Annotated in this window: 18 protein-coding genes and 1 pseudogene; 17 read left to right on the forward strand and 2 right to left on the reverse strand. The window is 50.2% G+C overall.

Annotated features, from left to right (window positions below):
* The first annotated feature begins 43 nt into the window (after positions 1–43).
* On the forward strand, positions 44–631 hold the full coding sequence (locus tag J3352_RS00505) for a hypothetical protein (protein WP_005932453.1): 588 nt from the start codon (positions 44–46) through the stop codon (positions 629–631).
* A gap of 50 nt (positions 632–681) precedes the next feature.
* The gene (locus J3352_RS14440; RefSeq protein ID WP_143405736.1) at positions 682–798 is read left to right on the forward strand and encodes a hypothetical protein; all 117 of its coding nucleotides are present in this window, start codon (positions 682–684) and stop codon (positions 796–798) included.
* A gap of 131 nt (positions 799–929) precedes the next feature.
* Here J3352_RS14440 and J3352_RS00515 read toward each other — a convergent pair whose 3' ends face one another.
* Positions 930–1,934 (reverse strand): LacI family DNA-binding transcriptional regulator, encoded by a 1,005-nt coding sequence (locus J3352_RS00515; protein WP_097772339.1) that lies wholly within the window; start codon positions 1,932–1,934, stop codon positions 930–932.
* Positions 1,935–2,147: 213 nt separating this feature from the next.
* On the opposite strand from J3352_RS00515, the gene J3352_RS00520 reads away from it, so the two are divergent.
* The 11 genes from J3352_RS00520 (at position 2,148) to J3352_RS00570 (ending at position 10,928) form a co-directional block, all read left to right on the forward strand.
* Positions 2,148–3,215: an iron-siderophore ABC transporter substrate-binding protein gene (locus J3352_RS00520; protein WP_005932462.1), complete on the forward strand. Its 1,068-nt coding sequence runs from the start codon at positions 2,148–2,150 to the stop codon at positions 3,213–3,215.
* Positions 3,212–4,213, forward strand: a complete 1,002-nt coding sequence (locus tag J3352_RS00525; protein WP_005932464.1) for an iron ABC transporter permease — start codon at positions 3,212–3,214, stop codon at positions 4,211–4,213. The genes J3352_RS00520 and J3352_RS00525 overlap by 4 nt, the downstream gene beginning before the upstream one ends.
* Positions 4,210–5,244 (forward strand): iron chelate uptake ABC transporter family permease subunit, encoded by a 1,035-nt coding sequence (locus J3352_RS00530; RefSeq protein ID WP_005932467.1) that lies wholly within the window; start codon positions 4,210–4,212, stop codon positions 5,242–5,244. Before J3352_RS00525 ends, J3352_RS00530 begins: the two co-directional genes overlap by 4 nt.
* Complete coding sequence (locus J3352_RS00535; RefSeq protein WP_005932470.1) at positions 5,244–6,032, forward strand: ABC transporter ATP-binding protein; 789 nt, start codon at positions 5,244–5,246, stop codon at positions 6,030–6,032. Before J3352_RS00530 ends, J3352_RS00535 begins: the two co-directional genes overlap by 1 nt.
* A gap of 614 nt (positions 6,033–6,646) precedes the next feature.
* Positions 6,647–6,889, forward strand: a complete 243-nt coding sequence (locus J3352_RS00540) for a hypothetical protein (protein ID WP_035394008.1) — start codon at positions 6,647–6,649, stop codon at positions 6,887–6,889.
* On the forward strand, positions 6,870–7,259 hold the full coding sequence (locus tag J3352_RS00545) for a hypothetical protein (protein WP_097786424.1): 390 nt from the start codon (positions 6,870–6,872) through the stop codon (positions 7,257–7,259). Before J3352_RS00540 ends, J3352_RS00545 begins: the two co-directional genes overlap by 20 nt.
* Positions 7,231–7,953 (forward strand): hypothetical protein, encoded by a 723-nt coding sequence (locus J3352_RS00550; protein WP_005934128.1) that lies wholly within the window; start codon positions 7,231–7,233, stop codon positions 7,951–7,953. Before J3352_RS00545 ends, J3352_RS00550 begins: the two co-directional genes overlap by 29 nt.
* Positions 7,954–7,955: 2 nt before the next feature.
* Positions 7,956–8,753, forward strand: a complete 798-nt coding sequence (locus tag J3352_RS00555; RefSeq protein ID WP_005934127.1) for a DUF6551 family protein — start codon at positions 7,956–7,958, stop codon at positions 8,751–8,753.
* Positions 8,754–8,838: 85 nt separating this feature from the next.
* On the forward strand, positions 8,839–9,222 hold the full coding sequence (locus J3352_RS00560; protein ID WP_005934125.1) for a type II toxin-antitoxin system PemK/MazF family toxin: 384 nt from the start codon (positions 8,839–8,841) through the stop codon (positions 9,220–9,222).
* A 60-nt stretch (positions 9,223–9,282) separates the two neighbouring features.
* The gene (locus J3352_RS00565; protein WP_005934123.1) at positions 9,283–9,519 is read left to right on the forward strand and encodes a hypothetical protein; all 237 of its coding nucleotides are present in this window, start codon (positions 9,283–9,285) and stop codon (positions 9,517–9,519) included.
* Between the two features lie 332 nt (positions 9,520–9,851).
* Complete coding sequence (locus J3352_RS00570) at positions 9,852–10,928, forward strand: hypothetical protein (protein WP_347562991.1); 1,077 nt, start codon at positions 9,852–9,854, stop codon at positions 10,926–10,928.
* Positions 10,929–11,050: 122 nt separating this feature from the next.
* On the opposite strand, the gene J3352_RS00575 is transcribed toward J3352_RS00570, so the two are convergent.
* Positions 11,051–11,530 carry a helix-turn-helix transcriptional regulator gene (locus J3352_RS00575; protein ID WP_242651645.1) on the reverse strand — a complete coding sequence of 160 codons (480 nt, stop codon included), beginning with the start codon at positions 11,528–11,530 and terminating at the stop codon, positions 11,051–11,053.
* Between the two features lie 189 nt (positions 11,531–11,719).
* On the opposite strand from J3352_RS00575, the gene J3352_RS00580 reads away from it, so the two are divergent.
* From J3352_RS00580 to J3352_RS00590, 4 genes and pseudogenes are all read left to right on the forward strand, one after another.
* The gene (locus tag J3352_RS00580; protein ID WP_005934110.1) at positions 11,720–12,076 is read left to right on the forward strand and encodes a sigma-70 family RNA polymerase sigma factor; all 357 of its coding nucleotides are present in this window, start codon (positions 11,720–11,722) and stop codon (positions 12,074–12,076) included.
* Between the two features lie 101 nt (positions 12,077–12,177).
* The gene (locus J3352_RS14445) at positions 12,178–12,474 is read left to right on the forward strand and encodes a hypothetical protein (protein WP_342589585.1); all 297 of its coding nucleotides are present in this window, start codon (positions 12,178–12,180) and stop codon (positions 12,472–12,474) included.
* Positions 12,475–12,486: 12 nt separating this feature from the next.
* A pseudogene (locus J3352_RS14450) lies at positions 12,487–12,648 on the forward strand (GNAT family N-acetyltransferase); the annotation flags it as partial.
* Positions 12,649–13,112: 464 nt separating this feature from the next.
* On the forward strand, positions 13,113–16,325 hold the full coding sequence (locus J3352_RS00590; protein ID WP_005934101.1) for a PAS domain-containing hybrid sensor histidine kinase/response regulator: 3,213 nt from the start codon (positions 13,113–13,115) through the stop codon (positions 16,323–16,325).
* Positions 16,326–16,735 lie beyond the last annotated feature (410 nt).

A 16,735-nucleotide genomic window follows, 5' to 3' on the forward strand; every position in this document is an offset into this window, starting at 1 on the left:
ATACTATATAGTATCAATAAGTATCAACTGCGAGGTGGGCAGAATGGATGGGGCACAGTTTGCCAAAATGCTTTCAGATAAGCATTTGCTTGAACTCAATCGGATGGAATACAAGTACTCGACTGTCAGCGTCAAAGAATTTGCCGAATTGCTGCGGCAAAACTTTGCGCAGCCTCTGCCGTTGACTGATTTTTCTGGAAATAAGCTGTTTTACCTGCCGAACCTCGCGCAAATTTCAACAAATGGTATGAAGCAGTTGCTCTCTGTCCCTGTCAGTGGACAAAACTTCGGTTTGTCGGCGATGACCGAGGAAATTTATGCGACTTTTCAAATTGAAAGTATCCGCTCGACCCGCAGCAGTATCCGTTATATCCTCGATGGTTATGCCCCTCGTGATGAACAAGAAGCCCGCATCTATGGTATGAAGCGCGGACTGGAGTTTATCGCGAATCGTCAGAATACGATTACCGAGGAGAATCTGCATCACCTATATCAGATCAGCACAGGGGATTATGCCGCCAGAGCAGTCATATTGAAAGACATCTCGCCTGAAAGTGAATTCAGGCGGGACTTTTTGTTTTTTATTGTAAAGGCTGGTTCCTGTTCTTTTGCGGAGATGGCTACACATTAAAGAACTTTGGCCTCATTGGCCGTCAACTGGAAGGTTGCTCCCAGCATAATATGAAAGTTATTGAGATCGCAAATGCCGTCGGATATGAAAATCAAGGCAAGTTTGCGCAGGTATTCGCAGAAACTTATAGCGTCACCCCACTGGAATTCCGCAGTCTGTCTAAATGAATATGGATGTGGGGGGCTGTAACTGGCCATAAGGGATAAAAGCATATCCGCCAGTGTACCGTGTGATGGATTTCACATGATACACTGGCGGCATTTTGTATAAAGAGAACGGATGCAGCAGGCTCCTAGTATCAAATCGTAAAACTGGCATTCAGCATCAGATTGGACTGACAGCGAACATGCTCGGCGGCTTTTAGTTCCCCACGAGCAAGACGAAGTGCCAGCGTAAAGCAATCTTCTGCAATTAAAGACATCGGGATTCCAATAAAAGAGATTGAGGGAATATAGTTGCTCAGGTGATTCCGGTCTTCCATTCGTCCAAAACTGAGAAGTTCGGCCTGCTGCGTAAAAATAAAGTCATTTCGAGCCAGAAGAGGGATCGCACCAAAGGCAAGAGTTGTGTTCATCGTGATCACAAGTTCCGGCTTCTCAGAAAGGTTCAGGATACGTCTTGCTGCGATAGCCCCTCCTTGATAAGAGTTTTCTGTGGAGAAACATTGCTGGAGTGAAATCGGGATTCCCTGCTGATGCAAAATAATCATTAGCTGATTCAGCGTATCATCTTCGGAACAATCAGGCTGAACTCCGGATAGAATGACGATGTTGTGATAGTTTTTTGCGGAGATGATTTGCGCGGCCTGTCGGATGGAATCCTCTGTCTGGCAGGATACGCTGCAGAAATTACGACTTGTGCCATTGAAAAGAATCAACGGCAGCGTGTTTGGCAGTTTTTCCAATGCATTTCGGTCGGATTCGGATTCAGCAACAACAATGGCTGCGGTATATGCGGAAGGTGCAAGGTTCCGGATTCGCATTTCCAATTGACCTCGTTCGTAGAGGCAGAGCAGAAGATTAAAAGGGGTGTCTGTCTGTTGAATCTGTCGTTCCATTGCAGAAGCGAAGAGGTTGACTTCTGCGCTGAGAGAGACAGATGGAAAAAACAGTGCGATGGTAAGCTGAGAAGGGGAAATAACAGACGGCGCATTCAGCTGGTATCCCAAATCACGCGCAGCACAGAGTACTTTTTGGGCAGTTTTATCCGCAACTTTGTGCTCTTTTGCAGTTCCATTCAAAACAAAACTGACAGTCGAGATGGAAACGCCGGCCAGTTTTGCAACATCTTTCATTACAGCCATAAAGAAATACCCCTTTTGCAATGCTTTTTTCTATTTTGCATGAAGAATTAAATTTTGTCAAGAAATTAAAATAACTTTAGCTAAAAATAAAATTTTAATTGACAACCATCAAAAGGGAGTGTATAATATTCGCCGTTGACGTTAGTTACAACTTACTAACTGACGGAATGCATTTATGTTATCTGAAATGATGTTCTATTTTTGGAGGGAACTATGAGAAAGATTTCGCGTCGTAATTTTCTTCTGACCGCAGGTGTGGTCAGTGCCGCCGCTTTGCTGGCCGCTTGCGGCAGCTCCACTTCCTCTGCAAGCAGTGAATCTGCTTCCGAAAGCACGGCTTCTTCTGCGGAAAGTGCAGCTTCCAATGAAGCGGTGGAATATCCCATCACCATCCAGCATGCTTATGGCGAGACGGTCATTGAGGAGAAGCCCGAAAGCATTGTTGCAATTGCATGGGGTAATCCGGATGTGCCTCTGGCTCTGGGTGTCGTGCCCACTGGTGTTTCCAAAACAAACTTCGGCCCGGTCAACGAAGACGGCCTGCTGCCTTGGACTGCTGCCGCATTTGAAAAGCTGGGTGCATCGCCGAATGTCTTCAGTGATACGGACGGCTGGGATTATGAGGCCATCAGTGATTGCGCTCCGGACGTGATTCTGGCTGCTTACTCCGGTTTCTCCGAAGAAGAATATAATATGTTGAGCCAGATCGCTCCGACGGTTGCATATCCCAGCGTTGCATGGTCTACTACTTGGCGCGAAGAAACAATTGTAGATGCTACGGCGATGGGCATGAAGAGTGAAGGTGAAGCTCTGGTGGCTGAGACTGACGCTATGATTCAGAAAAAGTTGGCAGAGTATCCTGCTATTGAGGGCAAGAAGGCAGCCTTCTTCTGGCTGAGTGCTTCGGATCTGAGCACATTCTATATTTACACCACATTGGATCCGCGTGCCGCATTTCTGACGGATCTTGGAATGCCGCTGCCGGATAGTGTTGCCGCACTGGATAACGGGAAGGATTTTGCACTGACAGTCAGTGCGGAGAATGCAAATCAGTTCAGCGATGTGGAAATCATCATCACCTACGGTACAGATGAACTGCTGACCGCGCTTCAGGCTGATCCCCTGCTGAGTGAAATTTCGGCGGTGAAGAACGGTGCTGTGGTTCTGCTGGATTCCTCGGATGATCTGGCTGCTTCCAGCACACCCTCTATCCTGTCGATTCCGTATACGATTGACCGCTATCTGGAAGTCCTGAATGCTGTGGCAGAGAAAGCTGTATGAAGAATGGGCAGCGTGTGATTGGAATCACTCTGCTGGGTATGATCATTTTGGCAGGATGTATGCTGGCTTCCGTAGCATATGGTTCCAATCTTATTCCCATCGGGCAGGTTCTGCAGGCTCTTCAAAATCCAGATTCAGGAACTTTTGAGGCATCGGTCGTCTGGGCTCGTATTCCGCGCACTGTGTTTGGAGTACTGGCGGGAGCCGCACTGGGCGTATCAGGTGCTCTCATGCAGGCTGTGACCCGAAACCCGATTGCTGATCCCAGTGTACTTGGAGTCAATACCGGCGCATCCCTGTTTGTCGTGATTGGAATCGCGTGGATGCACATTACATCCAGCCAGCAATATATCTGGCTGGCCTTTGCAGGTGCGGCCTTGACTGCTGTTTTTGTCTACGGTATCGCATCGGTAGGTTATGGCGGTCCGACTTCGATCAAACTGGCATTGGCTGGCACTGCCACTGGCACGGCTCTTTCTGCCTTAGTCAACACCATTATGCTGCCGGACAGTTCTGTCATGAAAGAATTTCGCTTTTGGCAGGTCGGCAGCATCAGTGGTACAAGCTGGGGGGAGATACGCACCATTCTGCCATATCTTCTGGTGGGTTTTGTACTAGCGGTGATATTGATTCCAGCCTTGAATGCATTGGCTTTGGGTGATGAATTGGCTGCTGGTCTGGGTGTCAATGTGCAACTGGTGCGAGCACTGGCTGCACTGGGCGGTGTGCTGTTGTGTGCAGCCACCACTGCATTGGCAGGACCAATCGGCTTTGTAGGGTTAATGGTGCCGCACTTTGTCCGGTTGACGCTTGGTGCTGACCTTAAAACAGTAATTCCGCTTTCTGCATTATACGGTGCCGCCTTGCTGGTTCTCGCCGATGTGCTTGGCCGTGTTCTGGGCAGCCCTGGTGAACTGGAAGTAGGAATTGTAACGGCTGTTCTGGGAGCACCTGTCTTTATTCTTGTAGCAAAGAAAGCGAAGGTGCGCAGTTTATGAACAAACCGAACATTTCTGTGCGGCAGGGGTTTGCCCAAAGACACCGTCGCTCTGTTCTGGCAGCCGCTGTGCTCATCATTCTGAGCGTTGTTCTGGCTTGTCTGGTGATGACATGCGGCAACACTTACTATTCGTTGGCAGAAGTCTGGAAGATTCTTACCAGTGAAGGGACAAAAGGAGCTGCATTTACCATCAAAACTCTCCGGCTGCCTAAAATGCTCATTGGAATTCTTGCTGGAATCGCATTCGGGGTGTCCGGAAACACATTTCAAACCTTGCTTCGGAATCCACTGGCAAGTCCGGATATTATTGGTGTTACAAGTGGAGCCAGTGCAGCAGCAGTGTTTTGTATTCTGATGCTCAAATGGAGCGGCGGTATCGTATCGCTCGTTGCTGTGTTGGCCGGACTTTTCGTCGCAGCGTTGATTTACCTGCTGGCGCGTGACCGACATGGCTGTTCCGGCAGTCGGATGATCCTGATTGGCATCGGAATGCAGGCTATGCTCAATGCCTTGATTTCATGGATGTTATTGAAAGGCTCTGAATACGATGTTGCCACAGCATTACGATGGCTGCGGGGCAGCTTGAATGGTGTCCAGATGTCAGATGTTCCGGTGCTGAGCATCACAGTTTTGGTAGGTGGCTTCATTTTAATAGTGCTAAATCGAAGCTTGCAGGTTATGCAGTTGGGAGAAGAATACCCCATCACGCTTGGAGCGCCTGTCCAGCGTGTACGGTTGGGCTCCATTCTGTGCGCATTACTTCTTACAGCTGTGGCAACTTCTATCACTGGCCCCATCGCGTCCGTTGCTTTTCTGTCAGGTCCAATCGCATCAAGAATCGTTGGGAAAGGACGTACCAATCTGCTTGCTTCGGCACTGGTAGGTGTGGTTCTAATTCTGGCTTCAGAGCTGGTAGGACAAAATCTCTTTGCAGTGCGATATCCGGTGGGTGTTATCACTGGAATTTTGGGTGCACCATATCTGCTGCTGCTCCTGCTGCAAATCAATAAGAAAGGAGAGCGTGTCTGATGACAGAGCATACATTGCAAACTCAAAATCTCTCTGTGGGCTACGATGAAACCACCATCATTGAAGATTTGAATCTGGAAATCCCGGCTCACAAGGTTAGTGTGATCATTGGAGCGAACGGTTGCGGAAAATCCACCCTGATGAAAACCCTTTCACGGTTGCTGAAGCCCGAAAAAGGACAGGTGGTTCTGGACGGAAAAGCAGTTCACGGTTATCCTTCCACGCAGCTGGCGCAGATGCTTGGACTTCTTCCCCAGTCTCCAACGGTACCGGAGGGAATCACGGTGGCAGATTTGGTCGCACGTGGACGATATCCATACCGGAAGTTCATGCAGAATATGACCAAAGAGGACTATGCCGCAGTTGAGGATGCTCTGGAACGGATGGGAATCACAGAACTGGCCAACCGATGTGTGGATGAGCTTTCTGGCGGTCAGCGGCAGCGAGTGTGGATTGCTCTGGCACTGGCGCAGGAGACAGACATTTTGCTGCTTGATGAGCCGACAACCTATCTGGACATTGCCTATCAGGTGGAAATTCTTGATTTGCTGACAGAGTTAAACCGCAGAAAGGGAACGACCATCGTAATGATTTTGCATGATGTGAACCTTTCTGCACGATATGCGAATCATTTGTTTGCGCTCTGCCGTGGAAAATTGATTGCAGAAGGTAAACCGGCAGATGTCATTACAGAAGAGTTGATGCAAAAGGTGTATCAACTTAATTGCATTGTTATGAAGGATCCACTTTCTGGAGCACCACTCATTGTACCAAAGGGAAAATACTGATAAACCAAATAATTAGGCAAACCTCTCCTGACCATGTGATGGCCGGGAGAGGTATTTTGGGGCCTGTACCTGCCGCACAGGAGGCAACTGAAATTTTCTGAGACGTTCAGTATAACCTTTGAAGTTGATTTCAAGTCAATCCCTTTTTGAAATTTTATAGAAAGACATCCCGTCTGAGGGCAAAGCGAAGGTTTTGCTTTTCAGGCGGGATTTTTTTGCTTTTTGGGACTGTTGTATACAATATATGGACTAAGAGGGTGGGTGACTTGGACTACGAGTCCATAAACTTTTGCTCGAAAGTACGATACACTATTGTCACGGCAGCGGCCCACCTCCGAAAGGGATCGGGAGCCGCAGCCGGGCGGACCTTGAAAATTGAATATGCAGCTTCAGGTACTTCCAGATAATGATACTTCCGTAATTCGCGGCCCGGTCATAAAGAAGACGGGGTGGCCGAGAGGCCAATGGAGTGGTGCAAATCCAACGCCTGATTGTTTCCCTTTCTCAGGGGTGCCGGGGACAAATTAAGAGAAACCATACAAAACCTTTTCCAAACGCCGTTCGAGGGGAACCACGGACGGCGTTTTTATATATCAGCGAAAAGGAGTACGCAAATGAACCGCAAGACCACAAAAAAGGTGGACGAATCCACCCTGACAACTTTGTGCGCCGTCTGCCGAGGGGCATTTTTGGACGCAAAGGACGTCCGGCTCCGCAGAGCCGACCCCAGGCAGCTCGTCAAGGATGTCTGCACGTATTGCCAGACACGATATGGGTTTGACTACTACGTTCAGCCCATTGTCCGTAAATCGAAAATGACCGGAAAGGAGAACCGACGTGAAACTGAGCCAGCTTAAAATTGACCCGGAGTTTCAAAGCAAAATTCCGCCGCTGCAGTTTGAGGAAGAACAGCAGCTTGAGCAGAACATCATTGCCGAGGGCCGTCTTCTGAATCCCATCATCACATGGAATGGCTACATTCTGGATGGGCACACCCGCTACCGCATCTTGAAAAAGCACGGCTTTATCAAGTTTGAAGTGGAAGAAATCCAGCTTGCGAACAAGTACGAAGCGCTTGCATGGATCTGCAAAAATCAGCTTGGCCGCAGAAATCTCAGCCCGGAACGAAAGAAGTTTCTTCTGGGCAAAGAGTACGAATCGACCAAGCTGGCGGTGGGCGCACCTCTCGGCAGCAAACATGGAATACGAAAATGTGGTCAAAAATGACCACATTTTCACAGAATCCAGAACCTGTCAACGCATTGCTTCCGAGCACGGCGTTGGAGAAAAGACGGTGCGACGTGCCGAAAAATACTCGCAGGGCATAGATGCCGCTGAGGAAGCGGTGCCCGGAGCACAGGAGGAGATCCTGACCGGGCGCATCAAGGCAACGGATGCACAGATTGCTGCTTTGCCTGCGATCCCCAAGGAAGAGCGTCCGGCCATTTTGGACGAGCTTCGGAAAGAAAAAGGCAAACGGAACGAGAATCTGCTTTCCAGACTGAAGCCGGAGCGTCCGCCGCCAAAGTCTGCGCCGCCGAAACCGCCGGAACCTCCGCAGAACGAGGAACCCGCAGCACCGGAGCCGGTGACACCCTCCCCACCGGAGGAGGAAATCGAACCTGCCAGCAACGGACCACCAAGTTTTCTTCAGAAGATACAGGGGCACAAGCGCCACCTCTCGGAGGAGGACATGGCACGGTTGAAGGTATCGGTGGACAGCCGGTACCGAGACCGCATTGCAAAAAGTGGTTCCATCATGCTGTGCGAGTTGCAAGGCGCAGCAGAGGATTTTATGTTCCGATGGGGCATTATTTTCCAGAACTATCCGGATGTTTTAACCAATGAAACCAGCAGGGAAGAAGTTTCTGCATTGATCGACCGAATGACGACCTACCTGAACACTGTAAAGGAGATGTAAATATGTTGAATTCCAACCTGAACCTCAGCACCCTGCCCGAAAGCACCTTTACCTACCAGTTCGTGAACAGCGCATTGCTCTTCCCCTGCATGGAATACCAGCGCCTTCTGCGCACGGAGAAGGTGGCATCCATTGCGGAAAACTTCTCGGAGTACATTGCGAATGATCCGAAGGTCAGCTTCCGGGATGGCCGCTATTACGTTTTTGACGGGCAGAACACGGTGGAGGCACGTCGGGCCTGCAACGGCGGTAAGGACCTGCCCATCCGCTGCAAGGTTTTCCTTGGTCTGAGCAAGGAGGACGAAGCAACGCTCTTTGCGTTGCAGACCGGCATTTCCACCTGCCTGACGGCGGGCGAACGTCTGCGTGCCAATCTGGTGGCAAGAAACCCGGATGCGATCCACTTTGTGAGAGCCACCGTAGATACCGGTGTGGAGTTTGCCTACGACGGCATCCGGGCAGCCTGGAAGATCTACTGCATCGAAACAGCATACGAACTCTACAAGCAGTACGGCAGGGAGCGCTATATTGAGATGCTGAACATCATCAACGAGGCGTGGCGGGGCAATGTGGATGCCTACCTTGCCGGGGTGATCCGGGGCGTGACCCGGTTTATCTCCGTCTATGAGGGCGAATACGACCGGGAACGGCTGGTGCAGCAGTTGGCACGAACCCACCCCAAGACCATCACCCAACTGGCGCAGAAGGATACCGGCAGCTCTGCCAACCGTCATATGCGGCAGATTCTTCGTATCTATAACGGTGCCAGCCGTGAGATGAGTCTGCCGCTGAAAAACTGACAGTTTCGTTTTACCTCCTGAACAACAGCCGTCGTGGTATCCGTCTGCGGCGGCTGTTTCTTACATAAAAAGGAGGTTGATTTTTATGTTACCGAACAATTGGAGATATCTCAGAGGGGACATCTACTATGCAGACATGGAGCCGCATATCGGCTCGGAACAGGGAGGGAAACGCCCTGTGGTAGTTCTGCAGAACAACATTGGAAACCGTCATTCGCCTACATTGATCGTTGCAACTGTTACTACCTGGACGGAAAAGAAGAAAAACCAGCCCACCCATGTGCTGGTGGATTCCAACCCGGCTTTTGAAGAACCGTCCATGATTCTTCTGGAGCAGATCTTCACGATCGATAAACCCCGCATCGAACGCTTTATGGGCTATGCCAGCAAGGCTGAAATGCTCCGCATTGATATGGCTTTGCTGGTCAGTCTGGCTCTGAATGTTCTGAGCGGAAACCGCAGCGAATAGCGGACAACCAGTAACCCGTAAAAATGAGGTGATAGCGATGTAATCGGAGGTGAGTGAGCCATGCGAAAGAGTGCCCCCATTGAAGTGGTGGTACATTACCCCAAAACGAAAGAGGGATGGGACGAACTCGGAAAACTGGTCGCAACCGCCCACGCCAACTATGTGATCGAAAAAATCGACCGTCTGAACTGCCCCACATGGCAGAAGCTCGAATTGCTGCAGGCAGTGATCGATACTACCAAAGGAACTTACAAACCCAAGGAACACCAAAAGCCCGGCTGGCAGCCGAGCCGATAAACAAAGCCCCACGCTCAACATATGCTTTTCTGCTCTGACCGGAGACGGTCAGATTCAGAGGCAGTGTTGAGCGTGGGGCTTTTTGTGTTACATAAGTTTTTTGAAATACGGCTGACACAACAAAACTGTTGATTGTTGGCAGCCAATATGGTATCCTGTGACATTGCGTAACACGCAAAACAGTTCCGCTTTTTGCTGAAAGAGCGTATCGAAACCGTCCTGATGGAGCAGCAGAAAAAGCTTTTTGAAAAGTAAAAGCTCTTGCGTCCCGTGAAAAAAGAAGGTAATATAAATACAGAGCAAGACACAGAACGCAGGGAGGGATGAAAACCATGTTTTACGAGATCATGCACCGGGAAAGCTGTGTGGCACAACTCAGCACGACAGGGGAATGCAGGGTCTGCCTCGAGGATTTCATGCCCTATGATCTGGTTCTGGTGGAATCGGATGATTTTGACGAGCGCATCAATAATGTAACGAACTTTTACTATTGGTGTGCCTCCCGGATGTTGACGTTGGATCGCACCTACGCCAAGGAAATCCTGAACAGTATCGGTGCATCTCAGAGTGTTACGGACAGGGAACGAGCACAGATTGCATTATCCTACCATTGTCTGTCTTTGCTGGATGTGTTCTGGGTGAAAGAAGAAAACGAGAAGATTCGATTCGAGGATATCAACCTTTTTGCACACTCCTTAAGCAATGCGCTTGTGGATATTGCGCTGCGGGGGCACCAAATGACGGTGACAAACGCCCATCTTCTGGCAAATGACCTGTCTACGGGCGGCTTGTACCCCAAGGCGTGGGTGCGAAAAGAGGATGGCTTCTATCTTTACAAGGATGGTGGCAGGGAAGCGGTGGAACGTGAAGTGCTGGCAAGCAAAATCTGCCGGTGCTTTGACTGCCATCAGGTACTGTATGAGCAGGGGATGTTTGAAAATGAGCCGGTTTCTATCAGCAAAATCATGACATCTCAGCGATACAGTCTTGTGACCTATGCAGCCTATGACGTCTACTGCACGAACCATGATTGGAACACGCTGGATAAGATCTTAGAGTTGGATGCTCCCAGCTACTATATGATGAACATTCTGGATTATCTGGTGGGCAATACCGACCGTCATTGGGAAAATTGGGGTCTGCTGGTAGATAACGAAACCAATCAGCCCATCCGTCTGCATGACCTGATGGACTTCAACCGGGCGTTTCAGCAGTACGACACGCCAGAAGGCGCAAACTGTCTGACCGTGGGAAAACGCCATCTGAGCCAAAAAGATGCTGCAGTGGAAGCGGTGCGGAACATCGGACTGAACCAAGTCCGTCAGGTGGAGCACACCGTATTCTCCGAGCATCCGGCATGGAAAGCAACGTTTGAAGAACGACTGTGTGTTTTACGGAACGCCATGTAAGTCAGAGCGAATATCAGAATAATTGAAACAGAATGATTCCATAACGAAAGCCCGTCTGCGCTGCCACATATCGTGGCTTGCAGACGAGCTTTTTCGTTTGGCCGGAGAAAAATTACCATACCTCACATGCGAAGCATAGATGGAAAATCGGAACCAAGGTTTTCCATCAGATGGCAAAAGCACTTCTGACTGATGGTCTTTTGTCCGCTTTCCCAGCAGCGGATGCTTGTCCGGCTGACCTTTGCGTGGCCGGCAAGCTGCTGACGGCTCCAGCCTTTTGCCTCCCGGTATCTGCGGAGGAAGGCTCTTCCGCCCCGGTGCAGAAACAGGGTGTAGTCGTCCAGAATATCCTCCACCGGGATGCCGTAAAGGGCGGCGAGCTTGTCCGCAAGTTCCGGCGTAAAGCTGCGGTGAAATATGCCGCTTTCCAGATCCCGATAGAGCCATTCCTCCATGCCAACCATGGCAGCAACCTCTTTTTGCAGCAGGTCAAGACCATAGCGGCACCAACGCAGACGGTCCCATGGGTTCGGGATGTCGGCGTAAGAGTGGTACATACGGTAGAACGCCTGCGCCTCTACGGTGGTGCGGGGGCCTGCCAAACTTACCTGTAAGATGTATAGAGGGGTTAGACCACAACCCTCACATGACACCCTCTGAAGCAGAAAAAAGGAACCGCTCTCTCGGCTCCCAAAAATCCATTTTGACGTAGATACGTCATTGCGTGAAAGAGGTGGATTCTCTTTTCCATCCCAAAGTGCGCTGGGGAGAGGATAGCAAATGAGCTGCGGATGCATTTTCGCAGGGAGCGCAGAAATGGTGTGGTCGTTTCCCTGCAGGAAACACTGGAAGCGGGAAAGGAGGACAGCGCACTGACCCTTTCCGATGTACTGCAGGACGGTTTCTGCATGGAGGATGCCTGTGAGCGGCAGGACGAGGCCCGGCGGCTGCGCAGGCTGATCGAGGGCCTGCCCGCCCGGGAGCGCAAGCTGATTCTGCTGCGGTACGGGCTGGCGGGTCAGCCGCCCCTGACCCAACTGGAAACGGCACAGCTGCTCCAGATCAGCAGAAGTTATGTCTCAAGGCTCGAGACCCACGCACTGAATCAGCTGCGCAAAGGTTGGCTTCAAGAATCACCGGGAGAATAAAGGGTGCCGCCTGCGGGCGGCGTACATATCCTCTTTTACAATGGGATTGGGTGTGGTATACTGAATTCGTAAAATTGAAAACAGGGAAGGAGCAAAATGAAATGAAGATCCGTAAGGCAGAGGAAAAAGATATTCCCAGACTTCTTGCGCTGCTGGGGCAGGTATTGCAGATCCACGCTGAGATCCGACCGGATGTTTTTATTCCCGGCACCACCAAATACACTGTCTGCGAACTGGCTGAACTTATGAAGCAGGAAGATAAACCCATCTACGTTGCCGTGAACGAAGATGATGTGTGTATGGGATATGCCTTCTGTCAAATGCAGGAACAGCCATTTTCTACGAATATGGTGCCCTTTAAGTCACTGTTTATCGACGATTTGTGCGTCGATCAGTAGGCACGGGGACAGCACATCGGGGAAAGCCTGTTTGAATATGTGAAGCAGCAGGCAAAAGAGCAGGGGTGCTATGAGGTGACGCTGAACGTCTGGGCAGGAAACACCTCGGCAGAGCACTTTTACGAAAAAATGGGCATGAGGACAAAGGAACGGCAGATGGAATATATCCTGTGAACCGGGTGGCTTATCTGGTGGGGCACCACCATAGCCCGGAGCAGATCAACGAATACCGCCGAGGAGCTTTCCCAGTTGGGAGGCATCCTCGGCGGATTTTTTAGTTTATATAGCAGCATTGCGGAGCAATGCGCCTGTTACCCGTATATTTTCCCCACGATCTTTCCGCGTGCTGCGGCGGGAATGTTGATCTGGTTCGAGTATACCGCATCGCAAGGCGACTGTCTATACTGATAGCCGGATTGTGGAAAAGTACAGGGATCAACTTGCGCAAATTTTTACGCAGGTTGGCCTCTCTTTTTTACACAGCCAATGCCAATTAGCGCTTGAAATCGAAATGCTGCGCAAGTATACTATACTAGCTATACTGTACAAGCTTGATCAAAAATCAGTATGCCAGTTGACCATAAAAGACATACCAGAATTGAAATGCGCGGCAGAATCAAAACCCTACGAGGATGAAAATGAAATTCGATAGAAGACTTACAGATGAAATCTATACTTCCGATACGGTAAGGCTGGGAAAAAATGCATTTCAGGCCATGCGGGAGACGGTCTATCATAATGGCGGTGTCGGAACCATTACCGGGTACTATGATGCCGAATTGTCGATCCTGTCGGTCAGTGATCTGTTGCTGCATAATCTGAACCACAGCTATGCATCCCTGATGGAGCAGACAAAGGGTTCGTTGAAGAATCTTTTCTATAAGAAAGATGCCGCATTCCTTGACAATGCACGCTTTCGTCAGCTCCAAGGCGAAGGGGAAGGCCGGATCCTTACAGCAGATGGCTCTCCCGTCTATGTGCGTCTCTACAAAAAAGATGCAGTCGATACGGATGGAACGCCGATCTGGATCATGTCAGTACAGATGAACTGGGCGTATGAGAACCTTGCGCTGGTTAATGAATCCATCCATTCTGCACTATGGTATTTTGAGTGTAATGAAAACGGTGAGATCGTTCATGTGAACTGGAGCCATGCGTTCCGGCAGATCCTTGGATATCACGACATTCTGGATTTTCCGAACAAACTGGATTCGTGGTCAAACCTTCTGCACCCGGAGGACTATGACCGGGTAATGCAGCTGCTTTTGGAAACGATTGCGGACAAAACCAATACTACAAAGTATAATGTAGAGTACCGGCTGAAAATGCAGGATGGCCAGTACCAGTGGTTCCGGGCATCAGCGGAGGTGATACGTCGTCTGGATGGTTCGGCCAATCGAATTGCTGGAATCATCAGCAATATTGACGCGGAAAAAAGAAGCCGGATGCAGGCGCAGCGGGCGGCGGCATTTCACCGTGCATTTACCAGCGCAAACCTCTGCGAATACTATGTAAATCTGGAAAAGAATACCTTTGATACGTTCAAAGTGGAGCCCTCTTTGATGACGGCCTTTGAGCAGAACTACACATGGGATGGACTGGTCAGATTCTTTGTGGATAACTATGTGGTGGAAGAGGACAAAAAGACCGTAACGAATTTCTATAATCGCGCCTACATCACGGAAAAATTAAAGGGGCTGGAGACGGAGCTACGTCAGGAGTGCCGCATCGTTCTGGATGGGGAGGAACGATGGGTCAGCAACGTGGTCATGCGCGGCGAGATCGAAGATTCCGAATATGCGATGATTTTTCTGCGGGACATCACAGAGTCCAAAGCAGAGACGGCACGGCGGATGCAGATGGCCTCAGATAACGCATCGATGGATCTTTTGATCCAGAGCATGGTGCGTCTGCTGGACCGCTTTGTCGTCTGCGATTTGGAGAATGACCGGTATCGGTTCTATAACCTGCAAGGCGACATGATCTATGCGCCGACGGGGGCTTACCATGATTTTGTGGAGCAGGTGGCTGTAAGGTATAAGACGTTGGAGCCATTGGCGGCGATGGACGCATTGTTCTCACCGGAAAATATCCGAAAGAATCTGCAGGGCGAGAACGACATCTACAAATTTGAATACTGCTCCATAGATGAGAACACCTATAAGATCGGTTCCTTCATTCCGCTGGAGTGGGATGGCACAAAGCTGGTCAAAGCACTGTTGGCATCTATGGATGTGTCACAGGAGAAAAAAGCCGAGATCGAATCCCATAAGGCACTGAAGGAAGCGTACCGGGCAGCGGAAAACGCAAGCCGCGCCAAGACAGAATTTCTCTCCAATATGTCCCATGATATCCGTACACCGATGAATGCAATCGTTGGCTTGACCGCCATTGCGGGTGCGAATATCGAGAGTCAGGACAAGGTGGTCGAGTGCCTTGGCAAGATCACAAAATCGAGTCGTCATCTGTTGGGACTGATCAATGAAGTGCTGGATATGGCCAGAATCGAGAGCGGGCGAATGAGCCTTGCGGAGGAGGATTTCAGCCTGCCGGAGCTGGTCGATAACCTGCTCACCCTCACAAAACCGGTAATCGACGAGCACCACCATCAGCTCGAAGTCCACATTGAGCACATCGAGCACGAAGCGGTCTGCGGCGACAGCCTGCGCATCCAGCAGGTCTTTGTGAATTTGATGAGCAACGCCGTCAAGTACACCCCGGATGGAGGAAATATCACCCTTACGATCAAGGAAAAACCGAACGGCTTTTCGGAGCTTGGCTGCTACGAGTTTTCCATCGAGGACAACGGCATCGGTATGACGCCGGAATTCCAGAAGATCATGTTCGAGCCGTTCAGCCGGGCAGACGATCACCGGACGACCAAGGTGCAGGGCACCGGTCTTGGCATGGCCATTGCAAGAAACATCGTCAACCTGATGAATGGTGACATTCAGGTCGAAAGCGCTCCCAACAAGGGAACGAAGATCACGGTCACGGTCTATCTGAAGCTTCAGGAGAACGAGAAGGAACAGGAAAAAGAACTGCTCGATCTGCCGGTACTGGTCGTGGACGATGACAAGACCTGCTGCGAAAGCACCGTTGCAACCCTTCAGGAGATCGGCATAGCGGGCGAATGGGTCCTGACCGGCAAGGAAGCCGTGGAACGCTGCGCGGCGCGGCACAAGACCGGCCGCGACTATTTTGCGGTGATCCTGGACTGGAAGATGCCGGAAATAGACGGTATTGCAGCCGCCAGAAAAATCCGGGAACGGGTAGGAGAAGATGTCACGATCATCATCCTGACTTCCTTTGATTTCAGCGAGATCGAAGAAGAAGCCAGAGCAGCGGGCGTGAATGCGTTTATGGCAAAACCACTGTTCCGTTCCCGTCTTACGGCAACTCTGCGGCAGTTTACATCCGGGAAGAAGGAGAAAAACGCCCGGAACTATCTGGAAGACTTTGCGAAGGAAAACTATGCGGGTAAGCGGATCCTTCTTGTGGAAGATAACGAGCTGAACCGTGAGATCGCAACCGAGATCATAGGAATGACGGGCGTGACCATCGACAGCGCCGAAAACGGAAAAATTGCAGTCGAAAAGGTGATGGAAGCGCCAGAAAAGTGGTACGATCTCATTTTTATGGACATCCAGATGCCCATCATGAATGGTTACGAAGCCACTGCTGCGATCCGTGCGCTTGCCGGCAGCCGGGGCAAAGTGCCCATCATTGCCATGACGGCAAATGCCTTTGCCGAGGACGTGCAACTGGCAAAGAACACCGGCATGAATGAGCATATCGCCAAACCGCTTGATTTGAATAAGCTGAACGATGTGCTGAAACAGTGGCTGTGATCCGTGCATTGCAGTAAGGCGCGTGATACTGTTGACCGGGCAATCAAAAAGCATGAAATGAAGAACGCCGAGGAATCCCTTCCCATGTGGGAGGAACCCTCGGCGTTCTTTAGTTTATTTATATAGCAGCGGTCCTGTTTTATAAGCCAATCTTCACACAGCCGCTGGGCTTCGTCCTTTGTGCAGCAGGTGCGGTTGAAAAGTTTGCTACGGATGGAGCAGTAAGTGTAGTGTACTTTCGGGACACCATTATGCATTCATGAGTGTGGTGCTAAAGATTTATGGCAGTAGCACATTGCTTTTATACAAATAAAAGTGTACAATAATAACAACTTTGCAAGCAATCCCCTTCAAGGAATCAACTGGAACATGGGTGGAGACTGTACCTGTTAAGCGGAATTGTTTGAATG

The organism is Faecalibacterium sp. Marseille-Q4164 (assembly GCF_017377545.1).
Classification (GTDB): domain Bacteria; phylum Bacillota; class Clostridia; order Oscillospirales; family Ruminococcaceae; genus Faecalibacterium; species Faecalibacterium duncaniae.

What these genes read in the sequence shown, in the direction of transcription:
- J3352_RS00505 (WP_005932453.1), top strand. Translation starts at nt 44, where the DNA reads ATGGATGGGGCACAGTTTGCCAAAATGCTTTCAGATAAGCATTTGCTT.
- J3352_RS14440 (WP_143405736.1), top strand. Translation starts at nt 682, where the DNA reads ATGAAAGTTATTGAGATCGCAAATGCCGTCGGATATGAAAATCAAGGC.
- J3352_RS00515 (WP_097772339.1), bottom strand. Translation starts at nt 1,934, where the DNA reads ATGGCTGTAATGAAAGATGTTGCAAAACTGGCCGGCGTTTCCATCTCG.
- J3352_RS00520 (WP_005932462.1), top strand. Translation starts at nt 2,148, where the DNA reads ATGAGAAAGATTTCGCGTCGTAATTTTCTTCTGACCGCAGGTGTGGTC.
- J3352_RS00525 (WP_005932464.1), top strand. Translation starts at nt 3,212, where the DNA reads ATGAAGAATGGGCAGCGTGTGATTGGAATCACTCTGCTGGGTATGATC.
- J3352_RS00530 (WP_005932467.1), top strand. Translation starts at nt 4,210, where the DNA reads ATGAACAAACCGAACATTTCTGTGCGGCAGGGGTTTGCCCAAAGACAC.
- J3352_RS00535 (WP_005932470.1), top strand. Translation starts at nt 5,244, where the DNA reads ATGACAGAGCATACATTGCAAACTCAAAATCTCTCTGTGGGCTACGAT.
- J3352_RS00540 (WP_035394008.1), top strand. Translation starts at nt 6,647, where the DNA reads ATGAACCGCAAGACCACAAAAAAGGTGGACGAATCCACCCTGACAACT.
- J3352_RS00550 (WP_005934128.1), top strand. Translation starts at nt 7,231, where the DNA reads ATGGAATACGAAAATGTGGTCAAAAATGACCACATTTTCACAGAATCC.
- J3352_RS00555 (WP_005934127.1), top strand. Translation starts at nt 7,956, where the DNA reads ATGTTGAATTCCAACCTGAACCTCAGCACCCTGCCCGAAAGCACCTTT.
- J3352_RS00560 (WP_005934125.1), top strand. Translation starts at nt 8,839, where the DNA reads ATGTTACCGAACAATTGGAGATATCTCAGAGGGGACATCTACTATGCA.
- J3352_RS00565 (WP_005934123.1), top strand. Translation starts at nt 9,283, where the DNA reads ATGCGAAAGAGTGCCCCCATTGAAGTGGTGGTACATTACCCCAAAACG.
- J3352_RS00570 (WP_347562991.1), top strand. Translation starts at nt 9,852, where the DNA reads ATGTTTTACGAGATCATGCACCGGGAAAGCTGTGTGGCACAACTCAGC.
- J3352_RS00580 (WP_005934110.1), top strand. Translation starts at nt 11,720, where the DNA reads ATGCATTTTCGCAGGGAGCGCAGAAATGGTGTGGTCGTTTCCCTGCAG.
- J3352_RS14445 (WP_342589585.1), top strand. Translation starts at nt 12,178, where the DNA reads ATGAAGATCCGTAAGGCAGAGGAAAAAGATATTCCCAGACTTCTTGCG.
- J3352_RS00590 (WP_005934101.1), top strand. Translation starts at nt 13,113, where the DNA reads ATGAAATTCGATAGAAGACTTACAGATGAAATCTATACTTCCGATACG.